A 20,251-nucleotide genomic window follows, 5' to 3' on the forward strand; every position below is an offset into this window, starting at 1 on the left:
CGCGGAGAACGGCGGCTCGTCGGTCGCGGTCACCACGCAGGCGAAGAACAAGGAGGCCTCGGTCGCCTTCGCCCAGTGGCTCAACTCCGACCCCGTGGCCGGGGTGACCGAGAGGATCCGCGGGGCGCGGTAGCCGGCGGCCGCGAAGGCGGCCGTGACGGCGCCGCCCACCGCGTCCTGCGTCCCGGCCCGCACCAGGGCGATGACGGAGCCTCCGAAGCCGCCTCCCGTCATCCGCGCACCGAGCGCCCCGGCGCCCTGGGCGGCCGCCGCGGCGAGGTCGGTCTCCGGGCAGGAGACGCGGTAGTCGTCGCGCAGCGAGGCGTGGCCCTCGGCGAGGATCGGCCCGAGCGCCGCGGCGTTCCCCTCCCGCAGCCGGGACACCGCCTCGGCGACGCGGGCGTTCTCAGTCACCACGTGGCGGACCAGGGGCACGAGTTCCGCGGGCAGCCCGCGCAGGGCTCCGGGCAGTTCCTCGGTGCGCAGGTCGCGCAGGGCGGGCAGGCCGAGCAGCGCCGCCGCCCGTTCGCAGCCCGCGCGCAGGGCCGCGTACGCCCCGTCCCCGAGGTCGTGGCTGACCCGGGTGTCGATCACCAGCAGCCGCAGCCCCTGGCCCCGCAGGTCGAAGGGGACCTGCTGGTGGTGCTCCGGGGTGCGGGCGTCGAGGTGGAGGGCGGCCTCGGCGGTGCAGCAGACGGAGGCCATCTGGTCCATGATCCCGCAGGGGACTCCGGCGAAGCCGTTCTCCGCGCGCTGGGCGATGCGGGCCAGTTCGGGCCCGGTCAGCTCCAGTCCGTACAGCTCGTCGTACGCGACGGCGACCGCGCATTCCAGAGCGGCGGAGGAGGAGAGTCCCGCGCCCGTGGGCACCGTGCTGTCGAAATGGAGGTCCGCGCCCCCGACCGGGTGTCCCGCCTCGGTGAGCGCCCAGACCACGCCGGCCGGATAGGCGGCCCAGCCCGCCACGGCGCCGGGGGCGAGCCCGGCCACCGCGAGGTCGGTGATCCTGCCGTCGCCCTGTGCGCTGTGCAGGCGCAGCAGCCCGTCCGTGCGGCCGCGCGCGGCCAGCAGGGTGGTCTGCGGGAGGGCGATCGGGAGGGCGAACCCGTCGTTGTAGTCGGTGTGTTCGCCGATCAGGTTGACGCGGCCCGGCGCGGCCCAGACCCCGTCCGGGTCGCCGCCGAAGAGCCGCCGGAAGGAGTCCGCGACCCGTCCCGCCCGGTCGTCGTCCTCGTGCGCGTCGCTGTCGCCGCCGGCGTCGTGCCACTGATCGGTCCGGTTCGTCACAAGGCTTCCCGAAGTCGTCGTGCGGCCGCCTCGGGGGCCACGTCGTTGATGAAGGCCTCCATGCCGGATTCGGCGCCGGCGAGGAACTTGAGCTTGTCGGCGGTCCGCCGGACGGTGAACAGCTCGAGGTGCAGGGCCAGTTCGGAGCCGCCGGTACGGGGCGCCTGGTGCCAGGCCGAGATGTACGGGGTGGGAGCCGACCCCTCGGGCCGCCCCGGTACGGGGAACAGCCGGTCGAACCGGCGCAGCAGGTCCAGGTAGACGCCGGGGAACTCGGCCCGCTCCGCCTCGTTGAGCCGGGTCAGGTCGGCGACGCGGCGGTGCGGGTAGAGGTGCACCTCGTACGGCCAGCGGGCGGCGTACGGCACGAAGGCGGTCCAGTGTTCCCCCGCCGTCACCACCCGTCCGGTGGCGGCCCGGGCGCCGGCCAGCAGGTCCTCGAAGAGGTTGCGTCCGGTGGCGGCGCGGTGGGCGGCCGCGGCGGCCGTCATCTTGGCGGTGCGCGGGGTGACGAAGGGGAAGGCGTAGATCTGCCCGTGCGGGTGGGCGAGCGTCACCCCGATCTCGGCGCCCCGGTTCTCGAAGCAGTACACCTGCTCGACGCCCGGGAGGGCGGAGAGCGCCGCGGTGCGGTCGGTCCACGCGTCCAGGACCAGGCGGGCCGCGTCCGGGGTGAGGTCGGCGAAGCCGGCCTCGTGCTCCGGGGTGAAGCAGACGACCTCGCAGCGTCCGGCCTCGCCCGCGAGCGAGGGGAAGCGGTTCTCGAAGACGGCCACCTCGTAGTCGGCGGCGGGGATCTCGCCGAGCCGGCCGTCCCGGGAGGGGCAGAGCGGGCATTCGCCGGCGGGCGGGTGGTAGGTACGGGACTGCCGGTGGGAGGCGATCGTGATCCAGTCGCCGGTCGCCTCGTCCCGCCGCAGTTCCGGGCGGCTGTCCACCCGGTCCAGCGGGCGCAGATCGGGCGCGTCGCGTACGGCGCTCTCGTCGCGGTCGAAGTAGATGAGTTCGCGGCCGTCCGCGAGATTCACGATGGTCTTCTTCACTCATCAAGAGTAAACAAGTTCAAACAGTATCCACCAGAGCAGACGGCAGGTATTTCCTCAGACTCCAACAAGAGCTCCGTGCTATCTTGCGACCTTCTGACCGGATTCGCAGACCCCCCGGGAGTGACCCGTGGCCGAGCAGGCTGCCCACCTGGCCCACCAGCGACGCGCGCTCATCCTCGACGCGGTCCGGCGCGACGGCTCCGTACGGGTGGCGGACCTGGTCGGTCAGCTCGGCGTCTCGGACATGACGGTCCGCCGGGACCTCGACGCCCTCGCCCGGCGCGGCGTCGTGGAGAAGGTCTACGGCGGGGCCGTGGCCACCTCCGGCGCCAGCGCGCACGAGCCGGGATTCGACGCCAAGTCCGATCTGGGCGCGGCCGCCAAGGCCGCCATCGCCGCAACGGCCGCCACCCTCGTGGAACCGGGCAGCGTGGTCGCGGTCTCCGGGGGCACGACCGCCCACGCGGTCGCCGCCCGCCTGCTGGACATCCCGCGGCTCACGATCGTCACCAACTCCCTGCCGGTGGCGGACCTGGTACGGGCCGCCGGACGCGAGGGCGCGGGCCCGGCCCCCACCCTGCTGCTCACCGGCGGCTCCCCCACCCCCTCGGCCGCGCTGGTCGGCCCGCTCGCGGACCTGGTGATCGGCTCCCTCCACGTGGACCTGCTCGTCCTCGGCGCGCACGGGGTGACGGAAGGGGCCGGGCTGACCACCCCCAACCTCACGGAGGCCCAGACCAACCGGGCCCTGGTCGCCTCGGCCCGGCGGATCGCCGTCGTGGCCGACCACAGCAAGTGGGGGGTGGTCGGGCTCAGCGGATTCGCGGCGCTGGACCAGGCCGACTGGTTCGTGACGGACCCGGGCATGCCCGCACCGGCCCGCGCGGCCCTCACCGAGACGGTCGGCGAGCTCCTCGTCGCGGGCGAGGAAGCCTGAGGGCTGCCGGACCGGCCGCCGGGCGCGGACCGGCCGCCGGGCGCGGATCAGGCGTCGGGTTCCCCGGGAGCCGGCCCGGTCGTGGCCCGGATGACCAGCTCGGGGTCGAACAGCAGCTCCCCCGTCGGTACGTCCCGGTTGCTGACCAGCGCCAGGACGCTCCGGGCCACCTCCAGCGCCAGCCGGTCGGCCGGCTGGCGCACCGTGGTCAGCGGCGGATCCGTGAATTCGGTGATGGCCGAGCCGTCGTAGCCCACGACCGAGACGTCCCCGGGAACCGAGCGCCCCTGACGGCGGACGCCCCGGATCACACCGAGAGCCATGTAGTCGCTGGCCGCGACGATCGCGGTGGCGCCCAGGGCGAGCAGCGGTCCGACGGCGGCCTGGCCGCCCTCCACCGTGTAGGACTGGCGCACCACCCAGCGCTCCGGGTCCTCGATCCCCCGCTTGGCCATGGACTCCAGGAAGCCGCGCACCCGGCGGTCGGCGGGCTGGTTGCCCGCCGGTCCCGAGGCCATCCCGATCCTGCGGTGGCCCAGGCGGTGGAGGTGGTCGACGGCCAGCTCGGCGGCGAGCGCGTCGTCCGTGGAGAAGACCGGGGTGGGCACCCCGTCCGCGAACTCGCCGTTGATCCCGACGTACGGAACCCGCCGCTGGCGCAGCAGTTCGTACGTCTCGGTGTCGGATCCCTCGACGGTGTTGGACGCGGACAGGAAGACGACGGCCGCGATGCCCTTGTCGACGAGCGCGGAGATGAAGTCCCGCTCCTGCACTCCGCCGGGAAAGGCGGGGCACAGGACCGTCTTCAGTCCGTGCGGGGCGAGCGCCGACTCGATGCGTTCGGCCACATCCGCGAAGAACGGGTTGGACACGAACTCGGTGATCACCGCGACCAGTTGGCCCTGCGTCTGGCGCTCGTAGCCGAGCTCGGCCATGGCCTGCTCGACCGCGTCCCGGGTCTTCTTCGAGACGCCCTGACGCCGGTTGATCACCCGGCTCACGGTCGCCTCGCTGACCTGGGCCCGGGCTGCGACCTCGGTGATCCCGACCTTCATCGCGGTCCTTCCGTGATCGTGAGTGATGCCAGACCGCCGCGCGGCACCGCCAACGAGCGTGCTCCCTCCGGCAGGAACGCGGGCGGACCGTTCATGATACGGCCGTCCGGCCCGTGAACCACGCCCTCGACGTGGACCCCGCCGCCCCGCACCTCGACCATCACCCGGTCCTGGTCCGAGCCGTTGACCAGGTGGAAGTGCCGGTGGGCGGAGAAGTCCAGCGGGACGACCCGGTCGCCGTGCACGCTGAGCAGGCAGTGGTCCCCGGCGCTCGCCCGCACGAGCGGGTACAGCTCGTCGGGACGGCCCGGTTCCACCTCCCCGTCCAGCAGTAGCTCGCGGTGCAGGCTCCACTGCCGCAGCCAGAAGCCGACCGCGTCCCGGTGCGCCTGCGGTACCCGGTCCAGTCGTACGGAGATCTGCGGCACCGCGTGCAGGGCCCCGATCAGCTGCCGGGCCACCGTGGCCACGGGCGCGTCCGGTGACCACAGGAGCATGTCGGAGTGGACGGCGCCGCCGACGGCGAGCAGTGCGGTGTCCAGGGTGCGGACCCGGTTCGCGGTCGCGTCCGCCGGACAGTCGAAGGAGCGCAGCATGTTGCCGAACGGGGCCATGCCGGGTCCCGTGTAGGGCTGGCGCAGTTCCAGGAGCAGGCCGGGGCGTACGGCTTCGAGGGCCGCGCGCAGGTCCGCCAGCAGGGCCACCATGGCCGCTCCGATGTCGCCCGCGCCGTCGTGCGCGTACGCCATGGCCTGGTCGAGGAAGTCGAGCTTCAGTCCGTCGAGTCCGTACTCCCGCACCAGCCGGACGCAGAAGTCGACGACGTGGGCGCGCACCTCGGGAAGGCGCGGGTCGAGCACGTGCGCGCCGGGCACGGAGGAGGGCGCGGGCGCGCAGTGCGCCCACCGGTCGTGGCAGGCGGCCCCGGGGCCGAGCAGCAGGGGGGCCACCCAGGCCAGGTAGCGCAGCCCGTGGGCCTGGACCCGGGCCACGTGCCCGGCGAAGTCGGGGAACTTGTCCAGGTCGGGCCGCCAGTCCCCGCAGCCCGCGTAACCGCGCCCGTGGCCGAACTCCTGCCAGCCGTCGTCCAGGATCAGGGCGCCGCAGCCGAGGCCCGCGGCCAGCTCGGCCTGGGTCTCGACCGCGGCGGCGCTCACGTCCTGGTTGAAGGCGTACCAGGTGGAGTAGACGGGGGTGCGGGCCCCCTCGGGCACCGGCATGGGGGCGATCGCGGCGCCGAACCAGGCGCGCAGGATCCGCATGGCCGCGGCCACGGACGGCGAGCGGGGGACGAGCAGGATGCGGTGGGGCTGCTGCGAGGCGGGCAGGTGGAGGTGGACGACGTGGGTGTCGTTCTCCTCGGACACGCCGAAGCGCAGGGTCGCCTCCGGGACCGGGTCGGCCGCTGCGAAGGTCAGCAGGGTGGCGCCGGTGTGGTCGTACAGGCAGCCGGCGGCGTGCCCGTCGACCAGCGAGACCCGGGAGCGGCCCTCCCAGTCCGCGAGGAGGGTGCGCTGCCAGGCGCCCTTGGGGTGCCAGTATCCGGCGGCGTCGCCGAGGGGCACGGAGAAGCGGATCTCGACGGGGGCGCCGTCGGCCCTCACCTCCAGCACGCGCAGTCCGCCGGCGGGCCGGCCGAGGGACCAGGCGGGCCTCACGCCGTCGGCATGGGCGAGGACGGCGATCGAGACCCCGTCGAGCAGCGGCTCCTCGGTGGCGGGCGCCAGCCCCGCGGTGGTCACGGCCTCGGTGTCGTCCGCGGGGGCGGTGGTGGTCTGCACGGTTACTCCTTCACGGCGCCGGCGAGGAGGCCGGACACGAACTGGCGCTGTAGCGCCAGGAATACGATGGCCATCGGGATCGCGGCGGCCGCGGTGCCGGCGAGGATCGCGCCGTAGTCGGTGTTGTCGAGGCCCTGGAGGGAGGCCAGGGCCACCGGGATGGTCAGAGAGGTGCTGTCGCGCAGGACGATCAGCGGCCAGATGAAGTCGTTCCACTGGTAGAGGAACAGGAAGATCGTCAGGGCGGCCAGCGCGGGCCTCATGGGCGGGAGCACCACCTTCCAGAACAGCCGCAGTTCACCGCAGCCGTCGATGCGTCCCGCGTCGAGGAGCTCGTCGGGCAGCGATGCCATCGCCTGGCGCATCAGGAAGATGCCGAAGGGCAGCGCCAGGTTGGGCATGATCACAGCCTGGTAGGTGTTCAGCCACTGCAGTTCGGCCATCATCTGGAAGAGCGGTACGAGAGTGACCTGGGCGGGGATCACGAGCCCGAGCATGAGCAGCCCGAACAGCGGTTCGCGGCCGCGGAAGCGGTACTTGGCGAAGCCGTATCCGGCCAGCGTGCAGACGGCGCCCGCGCACAGGGTGTAGACGACCGCGATGAGCAGGGAGTTGAGGAGCACCTGCCCGAAATGCGCCGTCTCCTGGAGCGTCCGCAGGTTGGCCTCCAGGTGGCCGCCGGGCAGGAGCGGCGGCGGATTGTTGAAGATCTCGCTGGAGCTGTGGGTGGCCCCGACCATGACCCAGTAGAAGGGGAGCACGACGGCGGCGAGGACGATGGCGAGTCCGGAGGTCAGCAGGATGCTCTTGCCGCGGTGGCGGGCGGTCACGTCTTCTCCCCCAGGAGGCGGAACTGGATGAAGCCGAGGATCCCGATGAGGACGGCCAGGGCGTAGGCGATGGCGGAGGCGTATCCGAAGTCGAAGTACTTGAAGGCGTTCTGGTAGAGGTACACGCCGATGGTCAGGGTGGCGTTGTCCGGGCCTCCGCCGGTGAGCACGTACGGCTCGTCGAAGATCTGCAGGGTGCCGATGGTGGAGAGCACCGTGGTGAGCAGGAGCGCGGGGCGCAGGCCCGGCAGGGTGACGTGCCGGAAGGACGTCCAGGCGCCGGCCCCGTCCACGGCCGCCGCGTCGTACAGCTCGGCGGGCACGGACTGGAGGCGGGAGAGCAGGATCACCGCGTTGTATCCGGTGTAGTGCCAGGTCAGTGCGACACCGAGGGAGACCTTCGCCCACAGGGGGTCGGTGAGCCAGGGCACGGGGTCCAGGCCGACGAGCTCCATCAGCCAGTTGACCAGACCGAAGTCCTTGTTGAGCAGGACGGAGAAGATGACCCCGTAGGCGACCAGGCCGGTGACCATCGGCAGGAAGAAGCCCAGCCGGAAGACCGCGCGGGCGCGCAGCATCCTGGAGTTCAGGGCTACGGCGAGCCCGGTGGCCAGGGCCAGCATGACCGGCACCTGGACGACGAGGATGACCGCGGTGTTCTTCAGGGCGGTCCAGAACAGTGGATCGCCCATGAGCCGGGTGTAGTTGTCGGCGCCGACGAACTGCTCGGTCCCGCCCACGGTCTTGTGGAGGCTGATCGCGAAGGACCGGCCGATGGGGTAGATCTTGAAGGCGGAGAACAGCAGCAGTGCGGGCAGCACGAAGAGGTAGGGGGCGACGCGCCGGCGCCGCCTGGGCCGCGGGGCCGCCGCCCCCTTGGAGGGGGCGGCCGGCGTCGTGCGGGCGGTAGCCGTCGCGGTCATCGGGAGACCTTGCGTCCGGTCTGCTGGCCGAGCTGGTCGGCGGCTTCCTTGAGGACCTTCGCCGGGTCGGCGCCGCCCAGCAGCACCTTGGTCTGGGCGTCGGTGACCAGCTTGAGGGCGCGGGCGTAGTCGGCGGTGTAGTTGAAGGCGGGCGAGGGGGCCTTCAGGGCCTCCAGGAAGACCTCGCTGTTCTTCTGGCCGCTGAAGAACGGCGAGGGCTGGTGGAAGCCCGAGTCCTCGTAGGCCGCCATGAGCGCGGGGGCGATGCCCTTGGCCTTGAAGATCTGCACCTGGGAGGCCGGGCGGGTGAGGACGAACTCGATGAAGGACCAGGCGGCGGCCTGGTGCTTGCTGCTGCCCGCGACGGCGAGGTGCGTGGAGTTGACCGTGGCCGAGGTGGCCCCGCCCCGGCGTACGGCCGGGGGAAGCCGGACCTTCCACTTCCCGGCCTGATCGGGGACCTGCTCCTCGACGGTGCCGCCGAACCAGGTCGGCATGGGCATGACGGCCGTGGTCCCCTGCTTCAGGGAGCTCATCAGGGTGTTCCAGCCGCCGGAGAGGTCACTGACCAGGCCCGCGTCGTTCATCGTCTTGATGAGGGTCATGGCCTTGACGGATTCCGGGGTGTCGAGCGTGATGTCCCCGGCGAGGTTGAAGTAGAAGGTGCCCTGGAGCTGCAGGAGCATCTGGAAGAAGTTCGCGGCGTCGGCCTGCGAGGCGGGCTTGTCGATGCCCATCAGGTAGGCGCCGGTCTTCGCCTTGATCTCCTTGCCCGCCTCGATGGTCTCCTCCCAGGTCTGGAGGGCGCCGGCGTCGACCCCGGCCTGCTCGAAGTAGTCGGCGCGGTAGTAGAAGCCCGCCGAGTTCGCCTCCCAGGGAAGGGCGTTGACCCGCTTGCCGTCGGGAGAGACGGTCTGCCACAGGCCCGGCGCGAAGGCGTCCCGGTGGGCGTTCGCACCCAGGGGGCCGAGGTCCGCGAGGCCGCCCGGGAACTTCTCCACGTAGCCAGGCAGGTAGTCGACGCCGATGTGCAGGACGTCGGCGAGGCCCTGGCCGCCGGCCGCCATGCCGGTGGTGATCTTGTCCCAGATGGCCGGGTTGCCGATGTCCTCGATCGTCACCTCGATCTCGGGGTACTTCTTGTTGAACTCCGGGACGAGGGCCTTCATCGCGGCGGCCGGCCCCTGCCAGGACCAGACCGAGATCTTGCCCTTGTCCTTCTCCCCGCTGGTTCCGCTCTGGCCGGTGTCACCGCTGCCCGAACAGGCGGTCAGGCCGGTGAGCCCGGCCCCCGCGGCGAGGGCGCCACCCATCTGCAGCACTCTTCTGCGTTCCAGTTCCATACCTGACCCACCCCTGCTCACACGTTGCGGAACCCGACTGGCCAGGACTGTAACCACGCCGTCCACTTACTTGCAAGGGTCAGATGAAAACTTTCAGTTGGATCCGGCATTTGGTTCTGACAAGACCATTGCAAATCTTCAGAGGGGGTTGCTAGCGTGCCGCCCGCCCTGCTCCGCGCAGACGGCCGCCCCCTCGCACGGCCCCACCACCCCCAATCAGGGAGAACCCGATGCCGCGTTCCCGTGTGTCACTCCTGTCCGCCCTCGCCCTGCTCGTGCCGCTCACCCCGCTCGCCCTCGGCGGCCAGGCCTCGGCGGCGGCGACGCCGGACACGGCCGCAGGGCAGGCCGCGCTCGAGGCACCCGCCGCGCCCGCACCGCTCACCGTCGTCAACCCGGGCTTCGAACAAGGCAGTACGGGCTGGCAGTTCACCGCCGGCACCGGCGTCGCGACGAACTACCCGCACGGTGCGGCACGGCTCGCCTACCTCGACGCCGGGCCCGGCATGAAGGTGTCCCAGACCGTCAGGGCCACGGGCCGGGGCGCCTACGACATATCCGCCTGGATCGCGACGGGCGGGCCGAACGGCCGCTACGTCGCCCGCGTGAACGGCGTGGTCGCCGCCGCCCAGACCTTGCCGAGCGCCTCCAACTACCGCCGCTACACCCTCAGCCGGATCGCGCTCGCCCCCGGCGACACGCTGGAGATCGCCTTCGAGTCGGGGGACGGCTGGGTCAACGCCGACGACGTGATGCTCTCCCCCGCCTCCCCCGCGGACCCCCGGGTCAGCTCCTCCGATCCGAAGATCGTCGAAATGTTCGACTGGTCGAAGCGCAAGGCCAACAGCTGGGTCCAGCTGCCCGGCACCCGGGGCCCGCTCAACGTGGACGAGGGCCACACCGCCGGCAGTGGAGCCGGCACCTATGCCGCCTCCTACTGGGCCGGCTACGCGAACCGCAGCGGGTACTACTCGCGCGACATGGCCCACCAGCTGGCCGGCGCCGGGGTCCTCGGCCTGCACGCGGAGAACAAGGCGATGCTCCGCTCCTTCGCCGCGTCCGCCACCCCCGCGCACAAGTACTACCCGGCGTGGGCGTTCAACTTCGACGCGTCGACCTACCTCTCGATCGACTACAAGAGCCCCACGAACTTCGTCCGCGAAGTACCCGCCACCTTCGAGCTGGTGCAGAAGTCCGAAGAGGCGTACCGCTGGAGCGGGGACCGCTCCTACATCGACGACCCGGCCCTGTGGGACTTCTACCGGCACTCCACCGACGAGTTCGTCACCCTGCACGACGGACTCAAGGACAACGGCGCGGTCAAGGTGGCCGAGGGCACCGGCAAGGGCATCTTCCAGGGCACCGCCAGCTACAACGAGCAGAGCGGCGAACCCCTCGCCGAGGCGGGCGACGCGATCGGCTCCCAGTACCAGGCGTACCTGGCGATGGCCTCGCTCGCCCGCTCCAAGGGGGACTGCACCCTCGCCGACCGCTACGAGGCCAAGGCGCGCGATCTCAAGGCGTACTTCAACTCCACCTGGAGCGGCACCGGTTCGGGAGCCGGCATGGTGCGCGGGTACACCACGGACGGGCGCGCCCTGACCGGCTGGGGCAAGGAGAACAGCTGGTTCATGCCGATGAAGCAGATCATCGAACCCGGCGCCCGCCGGGAGGCGTACCTGGACTACATCGACCAGCAGGCCTCGGGCTCGGGCCGCCCCACCAACATCGAGGCGCTCACCTACCTGCCGGACACGTTCTTCCGCAACGACCGCAACGACACCGCCTGGAAGTGGATGAAGGACGTCTACGACCACAAGGACATCCAGCACGTGAACACCAAGCAGGGCACCAACGGGGACTACCCCGAGGTGTCCTTCACCCTCCTCGGGCAGACCGTCGAGGGCCTGATGGGCGTCGTCCCCAACGCGCCGGCCCACACCCTGTCCACCCAGTCCCGGCTGCCCTCGGGGATGGACTGGCTGGGGATCGACGACCTCCGGGTCGGTGACTCGTCCTTCTCCCTGCGCCACGACGGCGCGGCCAAGTCCTCGCTCACCCACAGCTCGGGCAGCGCCTCGTACACCTGGGAGGCGCGCTTCCCCGGTACGTACGCCACCCTCACGGTCGACGGGGTGGCCAGGCCGGCCCGCACCAAGGTGGTCGACGGGGTGACGTACACCTACGTGACCCCGGTCGTGGCCCCGGGCAGCACGGTCACGGTCCAGGCCGGCTGAGAGCCGGGCCGCCCCGGCGGGCGGGAGGGGCGCGCGTCAGCGTGCCGCCGGACGCCCCACGGCCATGGCGTGCGTGCGCAGCCGGGCCCCGCCCGCACCGCCGAGGCCCAGCGGGCGGCTGCCCGCCGCCAGCAGCCGCACCCCCGCCGACCTCTCGAGCAGGCGCCGGAGCCAGGTCCGCGCCTCGGCGCAGAGGTGCTCGCTGCCGTCGACGACGAGCAGCATGTCCTGGCCGGCGAAGCACGCGATCGGGTTCCCGGTCCCGCACGGCAGGAAGGGCATCCCCCCGAGGGAGCCGAACGCCGACCACAACGCGGCGGGGCCGTGCGGGTGCCCGAGCTCCACGACGGCGACGCCGTCGACGAAGTTGGAGGCCAGCCGCTCGGCGGCCGCGCGCACGAGGCGGCCGCCGACCTCGCGCGGCCCCGTCACCTCGACGATCCGGCTCCGCCGGACGGCGACGAGCAGCCGGGCGAGCTCCTGGACATCCTGTGGCGCCCGCCCCGGAGGAGCGTTCGTTCGCAGGCGTCCGTGCATCATTCTTCCCCCTGGTGGCTGTGTGACGGAGACAGCACGAAGGGTCAGTTCGCACCACCGTGGGAGTGATTATGCGACACGGTGGATCAAGGTGCGGACCACGCCCGGGTGACCTCGGAGATCCGGGCCGTGGACCGCACCGGCAGGGCGATCCGGCGTCCGTCAGTGACCGCCGCCGTGGTCAGGGGCGTGAGAGGCGTGGGAGGAACCCGATCGCAGGGTTCCACCGAGCTGGTCGCGGAGCGGGGTCAGGGCCTCGGGCGAGGGGGCGGTGAGGACCCAGAGGTCGCCGACGAGGTAGGTCCCGCCGTACGGGAGGGATTCGGCCAGCCAGGCCTGTCGGCCCTCGTCGGCGGCGAAGGTGGCCATCCGGTAGGACTGCCCCGCCACCTCGCACCCGCCCTCCCGCACCTCCTCGGCGTCGACGGTGACCTCGGCGCTGCAGCCGAGGGCCGCCTCGATCCGCTCCAGCGTCGCGGGGGCACTGCGGGCGGCGGCCGCCGGGGAGGGCGGCGGCCGCTCCGCGCCGCCGCAGCCGCCGCAGAGCAGGGAGAAGAGCAGCACGGCGGCGCAGGGCACCACGTGGTGGGCGCCGATGCGGGGCTGGTCCGGCAGCATGTCGGCCGCCCCCTCAGGAGGCCGCCGGGATCTTCTTGCCCGCGCCGTCGACGGCGAACCAGAGACCCTGCTTGCCGTGCCCGTTGGTCTGGCCCGGGGCGGTGTCGCCGGTGAAGAGGTAAACCGGCCAGCAGTCGATCGTCAATTGCTGCGAGCCGTCCGGGCGTTTCACGGACCCGACCAGATCGGCGGGAATTCCGGATACTTTTTCCTTCTCCACCGGAGCGGCCGGTTTCCACGTGTTCAGACATGCGTCGAGGCAGCCGAATTTCATCGGCCAGGCACTGTCCTTGTCGAATCGGTAGAGCGTGCGCCCCTCGGAATCGACCAGGAGCTTGCCCAGCTTCGCGTCCGCCGCGAGGGAGAGGGCGTCCCCCGTCCCGCCGGCCTTACCGTGGCCCGCCATGCCACTGCCCGCCATGCCACTGCCCGCCGTACCGCCGGCGGCCTTGCCGTCCGCCGCCTTCTTCCCGTCCGGCGCCACCGCGTGCCAGGTGCCTCCGACGCCTTCGCCCTTCGCCTCGCCCGCCTTGGTGTCCTTCGCGTACCGGTACACGGGCCAGCCGCCGATCGTCAGCTGGCGGGTGCCGTCGGACCGTTCGACCTCGCCGAGCGCCCCCGCGTCGATGCCGGCGGAGGCCTTGGCGTCGTCCGCCGGAACCGCGGGCCAGGTGGTGGCACAGGACCCGTCACAACTGGATTTGGGGGGCTGGGCCGTGTCCTTGTCGAAGCGGTAGAGCGCCGAGCCGGCGGAGTCCGTGACCACGCTGCCGACGTTCGCGATGTCCCGGACGGCCAGCTCGCCGGCCTGGCCCGAGCCGGAGCCGGAGCCTGCGGGAGCGCCCGCGCCGTAACCGTCCCCGGCGGCGGAGCCGTAGACGTCCGTGTAGCCGTCGCCGATGGCCTTGTCCGCCGCGGCCGGCCGTACGGAACCCACCGAACTCCCCGTGCCCCCGCCGCTCCCGCATCCCGCCGTCAGCAGCAGTACCGCCATCGCCGATCCCGCCGCGGTGGCCACATGAAGCCTGTTGCCCATGATCTCTCCTTCGGTTTCCGTCCGGCGTGTTTTCCTACGGATATTCATAGGCCCCTCCGGGCCCACCGAATTCGAAATCCCGGGAATTTGTCAGATCGCGCCAAAGCATGAACTCCGCCCGGCCGCAGCCGTTCACCGCCCGCTCATTCCTGAATGCGCAGGGCGAGCGCCGGGCAGCGGCGGACCGCGCGGAGCGCCTTCGGCCGCAGCCGCCCCGGGACCGGCATGACGCCCTGGGAGGGGTAGCCGTCGGCGTCCAGCCGGACCACGTCGGGCAGCAGGTCCACGCACAGCCCGTGCCCCTTGCACAACGTCCAGTCCACGACGAGCCGTTCGGGGTTCTCGTCCGCGGGCAGCGGCAGCGCCCCCAGGACGCGCCGCCCGCAGCCGCTGCCGAGGGCGTGGTCGCGGAACTCCTCGGGGAAGACCGCGAGCGCGGAGGCCACGAAGGAGGACGTGCCGTCCGGATGGGAGCACGCGCCCCGTCCGAGCACCCCGCGCATCCGGGCCTGCACCGCGTCCAGGGCCGCCCCGCCCCCGCCGGCCACGAGCTGCTCCACGGCATCGGCGAGCGAGGGGAGACCCCGGACGCAGGGACCGCACTGGCCCGCCGACTCGTCCGCCATCCAGCGCGTGACCCGGGCCACTTCCCCGGCCGGGCAGGTGTCCTCGGGCAGCGGCAGTACCGCGCCCGCGCCCAGTACCGCGTCGTACGCCGCCAGCGACTGCCGTGACAGCACGGCCTCGCGGGCTGCCGCCGGGCCCAGCCAGCGGCCGTGGAAGCCGCCGATCAGCACGCCCTGGCCGGGGACCGTGCCGCACAGGTCCAGCACGTACGCCAGGGAGGTCCCGAGCGGCACCTCGACGACCGTGGACCCGGCGACCGTGAGCAGGGTGGTGCCGGGCTCGGCGGGCAGGCCCGCCATGCGGTACTCCGGCGCGCCGAGCCGCGCGGCGACGGCGAGCTGCGCGTACGTCTCGGCGTTCGACAGCAGGGTGGGCAGCCCTCCCAGTCCCCGCTCGCTGGTGCGCACCTTCTGCCCGGAGGGCAGGGCCGGCCCGCCGTCCAGCCCGCGCACGAGGGAGGTCCCCTCGCCCGTGACGAAGCGTTCGGGGAGCCTGACGACACGGACGCGGCGCCCGGCCGGGCCCCGTTCGGCGACGGCCTCCCCCAGCGACCGCTCGACGTCCTCCCGGGTGACGCCGACGACCACGTCCTCGGCTCCGAGCGCCGCCGCGGCCAGCAGGGCGCCGTCGAGCACCAGGTGCGGTACGTGCAGCAGCAGGGCGGCGTCCTTCAGGCAACTGGGCTCGCCCTCCGAGGCGTTGACGACGACGGCGCTGCGTCCGTCGCGCCCGCGCGCGGAGCGGGCGACGGCCCGGAGCTTGCGGGCGAACGGAAATCCGGCTCCCCCGCGGCCCCTCAGGCCGATGTCCTCCGCGAGCGCCACCAGACCGTCGGGCGTGTACGCGGGCAGGACGCCGTGCACGCCCAGGTGGCCGGTCCGGTCGAGCCGCGCGGCGGCGTCGAGTCCGGCCAGCAGCCGCGGCTGCCCGACACAGCCGAGCACGGGGCGTGTGACGCCGCTCATCGCCGCCCCCGCACCCCGTCGAGCGGCTCGAACGGCCGGTCCACGGGCAGGTCGACGGAGAGGTCGGCCGCCAGGTCGGCGGGCCGGAACACCTCGGGGACGGACTGCCGGGTCAGGCGCGCGGTCAGCAGCTCCGCGGCCCATTCGGCGGGTTTGCGCACGAAGGACGCCGGCTGCCGCGGCGGCGCCTGCCCCGGCACCCGGAGCGGGGAGGCAGCCCCGGCCGGCGGGCGCGCGGGCCCCGCGCGACGCTCCGTACGCAGCCTCGCGCGCAGGCGGACGGCCAGCAGCACCGCGACGGCGACCAGGCACAGGGCGTACGCGGCCGTCACCCACCCGCTCGCCGCCCGGCCGGACTTGAGGCCGTGGACGAGGGACGCGCCCCAGGCCGGGTACGCGCCCATGTGCAGAGCCCGCCACCACAGCGAGCGGCCCCGCGTGGCGAAGGCGCTGCGCACGGCCCCGGAGACGGCCACCGCGACGAACAGGTACCCGGCGAGGGTGCCGAGCCCGATCAGCAGCGGCTGGTCCCCGTCCGCGAACGGCAGGACCACCGCGGCGCCGTCGGCCTGGGACCGTGCGACCTTGACCCACACGTGCAGGCCGAGGAAGCCGAGCCCGGCGACGGCGAGGCCGCGGTGGACGCCCTGGGCGGCGAGGCGGTGCGCGGACGCGAGGAGGGTGCGGTCGGTGGCCGCCAGGCCCCACAGGACGGCGCTGGTGAGCGAGACGAGCGAGAGCACGCCCGCCCCGTAGTCGAGGAAGTCCCACAGGCGGGTCAGGACGCCGGCGCGGGCCGACACGACCAGCGCGGACAGGGCCGCCAGGACCGCGGCGCCCAGAGCGGCGGGATGGGAGCCCCCGGCCGCGGACAGCAGGGGAGGCCGCCGGAACGCCCTGCGTCCGGTGGCCGGAGCCGCGTTCGCGTCGGTGTGGCGTCTGGCTCGGCGGGCCCGGTGCGAGCGGGGCGTTCGAGTCTGGGGCAAGGGCATGTGGTCTCCCAAACGGCCGGGCCCGAGCACTTCCGCCTCGCGCTCGGCGCCCGGGGGTAGACGTCGCAACCGCTCCGCGGCGGGCGGGAGATGGGCGCCTCGCCCACCGGACCGGCCGGGAGCGGGGGCCGGAGTGCAGAAGCATCGTGGAGCTACGCAACCCCTCCACAGGATTTATCGAAACGTGATAATTTCTGGCCCTCGCACAGCCATCGCATCGAACATCCCCGGAAGATTCCCTTCCAGTGGTGCGGATGCGACGGGGTTGACGCCTGGTCCGCCGCCGTACCTCCCCGACGGCGCTCGGACCAAGGCCGCGGGACTGCAAGCGGTTGGCATGTTCCTGGAGGGAGTACGGGGGGTGTCCGAGTCCCCTGCCGGCACCGACGCCGGCGGGGAGGAGGGCCATCACCCCGGCAGGCTTGTCACCCTCCCACGGGGCAGGTCACACCCCGGCTTGAACGAGGTAACAATGTGCGAACTTCTGAACCGCATCTGGTCCCGTCCCAGAGGGGAATGGACCCGGGTACTGCGCAAGGAACTGCCCACGCTGGCGGCGGGGATGGTGGAGGAACTGCGGGAAACCATCCCGGGGTTCTCCGCTCTCGTCGAGGAGATAGACGACGAACTGGTCAGGCAGCGGGTGGAGTCGGCCCTCCTCACCGCCCTCGGTTACCGCGAATCCGCCGCGGAGGAACAGGCCCAGCGGATCCCGGCCGACCGGGAGCGGGTGGACCTGGAACTCGGCCACGGCCGGAGCCGGGACCTGCGGCCGGACCTGGAGCGGGACCTGTGTCACGGCCCGGACGGGCCCGCCCGGCCACGCGGCCCGGAGGCCGCCACCACGGCCGGGACCGGGAGCGCCGTCCCGAGCGGCACCGCCGCCACGGCGGGCCGCGCCCATGAACCCTTTCACGGCGGTTCGCCCGCACCCCTGAAGGCCGTTCCCGCGCAGCGCACCGCGGGCTCGTCCCGCGAACCCGCCCGCCGGGAGCTCTTCGCCGCGCTCACGGGCGACCTCCCCCTCCCCGACCTGGTCCTGGCCGAACTGGCGAACGCGGCCGGCTGGCCCCTGCCCGCGTCCGTACGGGCCATAGCGCCGGCCTCGCCGGCCGAGACGCAGCAGCTCGCGGCCCTCCTCGACGACTGCCTCGGCGGCATGGTCGGGGGCCAGCCGTGCCTGCTCGTCCCGACCGAGGACCCGGAGGAGCGCACCGCGCTGGACAGCGCGCTGCGCGGCCGGTTCGCCGCCGTCGGCCACCCCGTCGCACCCCGCGACACCGCCTCCTCGCTGCGCTGGGCCGTACGGCTGCTGTCCCTGACCCCGACGCGCGCCGGCCTGGACACACGGGCCGTCTACGTCGACGACCACCTCTCCACCCTGCTCCTCCTCCAGGACGAGCCGCTGGCGCACGCCCTCGCCGCGCGCTGGCTGCGTCCGCTCGCGGACCTGACCCCGCGCCAGAGCGAACGGCTCGAAGTGACCCTGCTCGCCTGGCTGGAGGGCGGCGGCGCGCCCGAGGCGGCGAAGGCCCTGAGCGTGCACCCGCAGACGGTCCGCTACCGCATGCGGCAGCTCGAGAAGCTCTTCGGTCCCGGACTGCGCGACCCCCGCACCCGGTTCGAACTGGAACTGGCCCTGCGCAGCCGCCGCCTGATGGCGCAGGTCCGGCTGCGGCCCTCCCGCGGCAGCCGCCGCGCCCGCGTGGTGACCGCCGATTTCCGGCCGCCGCTGGGCGCCGGACGCATCGCCCGCGTCAACGGCCTCTGATCCCACCGCCCAGGCCGACCGGCCGCCCGGCCCACCCCCGCCCGGCGCGCCCGGTACGGCACGGCGCAGCACAGCGAGAACGCCCCGCCGCCGAGGCGGCATGACGGTGCCGGTCCGAAGGATCCTTCGGACCGGCACCGTCCGTGTGGGGCGGGAGCGGGGAGGCGGTCCGCCCCGGGCCTGTCAGCCGCAGGTGCGGCCGCCGTTGATGCAGCGCACCGCCTCGGCCATCAGCGCGTCCGGCATGACGTTGATGAAGTCTCCGTGGTCGGTCACCGGCTTGTGCAGCTGCTCGGGGAAGCTGTCCACCGCGATGCGCGCCCCGGGGGGCACCGCGTACACGATGCGCTGCACCAGCTGCGGGAGCGCCTTGAAGCCCGCGCCGCAGGAGCCGTCGCGGGCCGCGAAGGCCACGTGCGTGCGGTGGTTGGCGCTGTCGGTGTTCCGGCCGTCCCAGCAGCTCTGGAAGCTGAACGTCCGCACCACGTCGCTGCCCTTGGGACAGACCGGGTACTTGTCCTTCAGCTGCCGGTTCTCGAATCCGGTGCAGCTCCACGAGGCGTTGGCGTTGGCCGGCCCGTTGGTGAGGGCCTTCGCGTCACCGGTGATGATCCGCAGGAAGCGGGGCATGGCGGTGACGCGGGAGACGGCGCTGCCCTTGAACTGGATGGTCACCTGCTTCGGCCGCAGGATCGTGCCGACGTTGGCGTCCTGGCCGCCGCCGGGGGCGGCCGCGTCCTGTTCCGCCTTGCCGTCGCGCACCCGCAGCACGGGCCAGTAGTACGTGGACAGGTCGCCGTTGGTGCACGTGGTCCCGGAGGCGGCCAGGCTGTTGTTGGTGGAGAAGGCGTCCGCGGTCTTGTTGCCCACATAGTCGTGCATGTGGTGGGCGCCGTTGCTCACTCCGGGGGCGACGATCACGTTGTCCGGATTGAGGTGGCGGTTCTCGTTGCGGCCACACTGCACGGTGAAGGAGCCTTTGGACGCACCGGCCTTGGGCTTCGGGGCACGGACGTTGGGTTTCACCGAGCCGATGGCGACGAAGTCCTTGCGCGCCGGGCCGCCCTTCGCGCGGGCGGCGGCCAGGCCCGCCGTGTCCTCGGCGACCGGCGCCTCCCGCATCGCGCAGGCGCTCAGCCCGTCCAGCCCGTCGGGGCGCGCGGCGCTCTTGCCGATCGCGTCGGACATCCGGCCGATCGTCTTGTCCCGTTGGTCCTTCAGCTCTCCGAGCAGCGCGTCGCCCTGCGCCTTGCCCGTGGCGAGCCGCTGGTAGGCGTCGGCGATCTGGGTGTCGAGCCCCGCGAGCTCCTGGTCCACCTCGGGCCGCGCCCCGTCGGGCACCTCGCGCAGCTGCTCGCCCACGTCGGGGCAGTCGATGGTCGCCGTGACGGGCGCGGAGCGCGCCGAGTCCTGTCCGGCGGAGGCTCCCTGGGCGGCGACCACGACGGCGCCGCCGCCGAGAGCCAGGGCCGCCGCGAGGGCGAGCGCCTTGTACGAGGGCCGGAGCCGGCGTTTGTGCCCGGTGCGACTCGTCCGGCCCGTGCGGCTCGTACGGCCTGCGCGGCTCGTACGGCTCGTTCGACTCATGCGATCACTTCACTTCCTCGGTCGGGAATCGTTGGAGGAGGCGGGTACGGGGTCCGCGAGGCCCTCGAAGTCGACCAGCCCACTGGCCTCGAGGACCGCGATGTGGTCCAGGACCGTGGTGTTGGCGTCCGTGGCCAGCTCTCGGACCATCGAATTGCGCGTCTGCGCCCGCACTTGGGCCACGAGGGCGAACACCTTGCCGTGCGCCCTGCGCAGCAGCTGGACGAACAGTCGTTCGTACGCGGGTCCTTGGGCGCGGTTCAGCTGGTCGAGCCAGGCCCGCTGCTGTTCGCTCGGCCGGTCCGGAAGTTCGAGGCCGAGGGCCTGGCCGACCTCCAGGACCCGGCGGTCCAGCTCCGTGTGCCCCTCGATGAGGTGTTCCCCGGCGGTCCGCACCGCCGGAGCCGACCCGCGCTGTTCGGCCTGCCTCCCGGCGGGCAGCTCCCACAGGCCGGCGAGCCGCACCTTGCGGACGAAGTCGCGGTCCTGGGGGGTGAGCGGCCCGAAGGCCGTACTCATGACCCCGCCACCGTCGTCGTCGGCCGACGCGGGAACCGCGGGGGGAACCGGGGGGGGGGGGGGGGGGGCCGCCCCCCCCCCCCGGGGGGCGGCGACAAACGCGCTGACTGCCGAGGGGGGCGGGGCGCGGGCGAGGAGCCGCCGCCCCACCCACTCACTC

At 73.0% G+C, this 20,251-nt stretch carries 17 protein-coding genes; 3 read left to right on the top strand and 14 right to left on the bottom strand.

The features are described 5' to 3' along the window. Together galK and galT are read right to left on the bottom strand one after the other, a co-directional pair. Window positions 1-1,287, bottom strand: a 1,287-nt coding sequence (galK, locus tag ACWF9Z_RS27675) for a galactokinase (RefSeq protein ID WP_453606227.1), incomplete at its 3' end; no start/stop codon positions are given. Continuing rightward, window positions 1,284-2,330 carry a galactose-1-phosphate uridylyltransferase gene (gene galT / locus ACWF9Z_RS27680; RefSeq protein ID WP_453606229.1) on the bottom strand — a complete coding sequence of 349 codons (1,047 nt, stop codon included), beginning with the start codon at window positions 2,328-2,330 and terminating at the stop codon, window positions 1,284-1,286. The genes galT and galK, both read right to left, overlap by 4 nt. Window positions 2,331-2,460: 130 nt before the next feature. Between galT and ACWF9Z_RS27685 the strand changes: the two genes are divergently transcribed. Beyond that, window positions 2,461-3,270, top strand: coding sequence for a DeoR/GlpR family DNA-binding transcription regulator (locus ACWF9Z_RS27685; protein WP_453606230.1), 810 nt, complete (start codon window positions 2,461-2,463; stop codon window positions 3,268-3,270). A gap of 47 nt (window positions 3,271-3,317) precedes the next feature. On the opposite strand, the gene ACWF9Z_RS27690 is transcribed toward ACWF9Z_RS27685, so the two are convergent. From ACWF9Z_RS27690 to ACWF9Z_RS27710, 5 genes are read right to left on the bottom strand one after another with little or no spacing between them, the layout of a single operon-like run. Beyond that, window positions 3,318-4,325, bottom strand: a complete 1,008-nt coding sequence (locus ACWF9Z_RS27690; RefSeq protein WP_453606232.1) for a LacI family DNA-binding transcriptional regulator — start codon at window positions 4,323-4,325, stop codon at window positions 3,318-3,320. Further along, entirely contained in the window at window positions 4,322-6,106 is a 1,785-nt protein-coding gene (locus tag ACWF9Z_RS27695) for a glycoside hydrolase family 36 protein (protein WP_453606234.1), read from the bottom strand. The genes ACWF9Z_RS27690 and ACWF9Z_RS27695 overlap by 4 nt, the downstream gene beginning before the upstream one ends. Window positions 6,107-6,108: 2 nt before the next feature. Beyond that, a complete protein-coding gene (locus tag ACWF9Z_RS27700; protein WP_453606236.1) occupies window positions 6,109-6,936 on the bottom strand; it encodes a carbohydrate ABC transporter permease in 828 nt (275 codons plus the stop codon). After that, window positions 6,933-7,859, bottom strand: a complete 927-nt coding sequence (locus ACWF9Z_RS27705; protein ID WP_453606238.1) for a carbohydrate ABC transporter permease — start codon at window positions 7,857-7,859, stop codon at window positions 6,933-6,935. The genes ACWF9Z_RS27700 and ACWF9Z_RS27705 overlap by 4 nt, the downstream gene beginning before the upstream one ends. Continuing rightward, a complete protein-coding gene (locus ACWF9Z_RS27710) occupies window positions 7,856-9,202 on the bottom strand; it encodes an ABC transporter substrate-binding protein (RefSeq protein WP_453606240.1) in 1,347 nt (448 codons plus the stop codon). Before ACWF9Z_RS27710 ends, ACWF9Z_RS27705 begins: the two co-directional genes overlap by 4 nt. 230 nt (window positions 9,203-9,432) lie before the next feature. Here ACWF9Z_RS27710 and ACWF9Z_RS27715 point away from each other — a divergent pair, with 230 nt between their 5' ends. Next, entirely contained in the window at window positions 9,433-11,439 is a 2,007-nt protein-coding gene (locus ACWF9Z_RS27715; RefSeq protein WP_453606241.1) for a hypothetical protein, read from the top strand. A 36-nt stretch (window positions 11,440-11,475) separates the two neighbouring features. Here the strand turns inward: ACWF9Z_RS27715 and ACWF9Z_RS27720 are convergent, their stop codons facing one another. From ACWF9Z_RS27720 to ACWF9Z_RS27740, 5 genes are all read right to left on the bottom strand, one after another. Further along, the gene (locus ACWF9Z_RS27720) at window positions 11,476-11,979 is read right to left on the bottom strand and encodes a hypothetical protein (RefSeq protein ID WP_453606243.1); all 504 of its coding nucleotides are present in this window, start codon (window positions 11,977-11,979) and stop codon (window positions 11,476-11,478) included. A gap of 159 nt (window positions 11,980-12,138) precedes the next feature. Next, the gene (locus tag ACWF9Z_RS27725) at window positions 12,139-12,594 is read right to left on the bottom strand and encodes a hypothetical protein (RefSeq protein WP_453606245.1); all 456 of its coding nucleotides are present in this window, start codon (window positions 12,592-12,594) and stop codon (window positions 12,139-12,141) included. Between the two features lie 13 nt (window positions 12,595-12,607). Beyond that, complete coding sequence (locus ACWF9Z_RS27730; RefSeq protein ID WP_453606246.1) at window positions 12,608-13,630, bottom strand: SCO0930 family lipoprotein; 1,023 nt, start codon at window positions 13,628-13,630, stop codon at window positions 12,608-12,610. Between the two features lie 143 nt (window positions 13,631-13,773). Further along, on the bottom strand, window positions 13,774-15,222 hold the full coding sequence (locus tag ACWF9Z_RS27735) for an NADH-ubiquinone oxidoreductase-F iron-sulfur binding region domain-containing protein (RefSeq protein ID WP_453606248.1): 1,449 nt from the start codon (window positions 15,220-15,222) through the stop codon (window positions 13,774-13,776). Further along, complete coding sequence (locus tag ACWF9Z_RS27740) at window positions 15,219-16,208, bottom strand: hypothetical protein (protein ID WP_453606249.1); 990 nt, start codon at window positions 16,206-16,208, stop codon at window positions 15,219-15,221. The genes ACWF9Z_RS27735 and ACWF9Z_RS27740 overlap by 4 nt, the downstream gene beginning before the upstream one ends. Window positions 16,209-16,686: 478 nt before the next feature. Here ACWF9Z_RS27740 and ACWF9Z_RS27745 point away from each other — a divergent pair, with 478 nt between their 5' ends. Further along, window positions 16,687-17,985, top strand: a complete 1,299-nt coding sequence (locus ACWF9Z_RS27745; protein ID WP_453606251.1) for a PucR family transcriptional regulator — start codon at window positions 16,687-16,689, stop codon at window positions 17,983-17,985. 183 nt (window positions 17,986-18,168) lie between these two features. Here ACWF9Z_RS27745 and ACWF9Z_RS27750 read toward each other — a convergent pair whose 3' ends face one another. Together ACWF9Z_RS27750 and ACWF9Z_RS27755 are read right to left on the bottom strand one after the other, a co-directional pair. Then, window positions 18,169-19,572 carry a DUF1996 domain-containing protein gene (locus tag ACWF9Z_RS27750; RefSeq protein WP_453606253.1) on the bottom strand — a complete coding sequence of 468 codons (1,404 nt, stop codon included), beginning with the start codon at window positions 19,570-19,572 and terminating at the stop codon, window positions 18,169-18,171. A gap of 9 nt (window positions 19,573-19,581) precedes the next feature. Beyond that, on the bottom strand, window positions 19,582-20,091 hold the full coding sequence (locus tag ACWF9Z_RS27755) for a DUF4142 domain-containing protein (protein WP_453606255.1): 510 nt from the start codon (window positions 20,089-20,091) through the stop codon (window positions 19,582-19,584). Between the last annotated feature and the right edge of the window lie 160 nt (window positions 20,092-20,251).

It is taken from the genome of Streptomyces sp. NPDC054961, from assembly GCF_053609145.1.